Origin of the sequence: Mesorhizobium sp. M5C.F.Ca.IN.020.32.2.1, from assembly GCF_004023105.1 — a bacterium.
GTDB classification, from domain to species: Bacteria; Pseudomonadota; Alphaproteobacteria; order Rhizobiales; family Rhizobiaceae; genus Mesorhizobium; species Mesorhizobium wenxiniae.
In genome coordinates, this window is sequence record NZ_RZSX01001067.1 from 1 (window position 1) to 1,892 (window position 1,892).

2 protein-coding genes are annotated in these 1,892 nt (G+C 60.7%); both read left to right on the forward strand.

Features of this window, described 5'->3' with window-relative positions; genetic code table 11:
• The first annotated feature begins 33 nt into the window (after positions 1-33).
• Positions 34-795 carry a heme ABC transporter permease gene (locus EOA86_RS32895; RefSeq protein WP_128345384.1) on the forward strand — a complete coding sequence of 254 codons (762 nt, stop codon included), beginning with the start codon at positions 34-36 and terminating at the stop codon, positions 793-795.
• A gap of 205 nt (positions 796-1,000) precedes the next feature.
• Positions 1,001-1,681 carry an outer membrane beta-barrel protein gene (locus EOA86_RS32900; protein WP_128345386.1) on the forward strand — a complete coding sequence of 227 codons (681 nt, stop codon included), beginning with the start codon at positions 1,001-1,003 and terminating at the stop codon, positions 1,679-1,681.
• Positions 1,682-1,892 lie beyond the last annotated feature (211 nt).

Sequence of the window (1,892 nt, forward strand, 5' to 3'; positions counted from 1 at the left end):
CCCCAAAAGCGTCGCCGGTTTATGTAAAGCCGCATGAGTGACCTGACTTCACGCCTCAGCGGCTGGATGGATTTCGCCAACCCGACGCGGTTTGTCTGGTTGGCCGACAAGGTGGTGCCGTGGCTGGCGACCATCGCCGCACTCATCTTGGCCGCCGGGCTCTATATGAGCTTCGCTGCGCCGGAGGATTTCCAGCAAGGCATCACCGTGCGCATCATGTATATCCATGTGCCCTTCGCCTGGCTGGCCCTGATGTGTTTCACGCTGATGGCGGTTTTCGCGTTGGGCACGCTGGTATGGCGCCATCCGCTGGCCGATGTCGCGCTGAAATCGGCGGCACCCATCGGCGCCGTCTTTACAGCACTCGCGCTGATCACCGGCTCGATCTGGGGCAAGCCGATGTGGGGCACCTGGTGGGTGTGGGACGCGCGGCTGACCTCGGTGTTCGTGCTGTTTCTGATGTATCTCGGCATCATCGCGCTGACGCGGGCACTCGACGATGCGGCGCGCGCCGCCTGGGCCGCCGCAATCATCACCCTGGTCGGCTTCATAAACATCCCGATCATCAAGTTCTCGGTCGACTGGTGGAACACGCTGCATCAGCCGGCTTCGGTGTTCCGCATGGGTGGCTCGACCATTGACCCCTCTATGCTGAGGCCGTTGCTGGTGATGGCTCTAGGCTTTACCGTGCTGTTCTTCGCGTTGCATCTGATGGCGATGCGCACGGAAATTCGCCGCCGCCGCGTCATCTCCATGCGCCGAGTCGCGGCGAGGCAGGCAGACAAGCCCGGCTAGGTGGCACCCTGACTACCGGTCATTGGTCCTTCATTCGAATGCGCCCGACACGATGAGGCGCAAGTAAAACGTTGCAACGTTGCAACAGCGATTTCCGGAGGTCGACCCCGCCCTGGTTTTCACGTTGACAGCTCAGCCATGCACTGGACGTTATGCCTGCACTGGACGTGATATTTGCCTGTTAATTGTCGTGGGGGATTTGTCGATGAAAGTGCGCTTGCTGGCTGGCGTGTCCGCAATGGCCCTGATGCTTGGCTGGAATTCGGCCAATGCGACCGAGGCGGCGGTCGAAATTCCGGCGGCCCAGGATCTCTGGTATGTCACACTGTTTGGTGGCGCCAGCTTCCCGAATCGCGTGAAAACACATGCCGATTACTACAACAACGACTTTTCGATGGACTTCGACACCGGCTTCGTGATCGGCGGCGTCGTCGGTAGGCGGCTCAACGGTGTGTTTCGCGTCGAAGGCGAACTGTCTTATGCGCGCTACAAGGCGAGTTCGTATCTGGAAGGTGGGCATCCCTGGTTTCCGGCTGACGGCGATTTGTCCGCTACCTATCTGCTCGCCAACGTCTGGGCCGATGTTGCCCATTTTGGAGATGCCAAGCTCTACGTCGGTGGCGGCATCGGCGCCGCCCATGTGACCGCCGACACAACTTGGGGTGGTCACGCCTATGGATACGGATCTGGTGGGTGGGGTTTCGCCGGCCAGGCGGGAGCCGGCGTCACCTACGCGCTTGCGCAGAATATCGACCTCGATTTCGGCTACAGGTTCAAGGCCGTCTCCAGCGTCGACTTCGATTCCTCCCGCGAAGGCGATGCTGTATTCTCGAACGGCAAGTTGAATTCCCACAATCTGCAGCTTGGCGTTACGTTCAAATTCTGATTGCTTCGAATTCCTGTTGGTTCAGGCTGACTGCCGTCGCACGCGGCGATTGGGGGTGAAGCATGCCACTCTTGCCACGCCGGCAGCCCGTCGGTCTACCGGCCATGGCGCAGGATTTTCTCCCGACCGCTGGCGAGCCGGCGCTGGAGACGTTGCAGCGCGGCATCGACCTGCAGCGCCGCAAGCGCTTTCGCGAAGCCGAGTTCTGCTA

Coding starts and splice junctions, on each gene's coding strand:
- EOA86_RS32895 (WP_128345384.1), top strand. CDS start 34: ATGAGTGACCTGACTTCACGCCTCAGCGGCTGGATGGATTTCGCCAAC.
- EOA86_RS32900 (WP_128345386.1), top strand. CDS start 1,001: ATGAAAGTGCGCTTGCTGGCTGGCGTGTCCGCAATGGCCCTGATGCTT.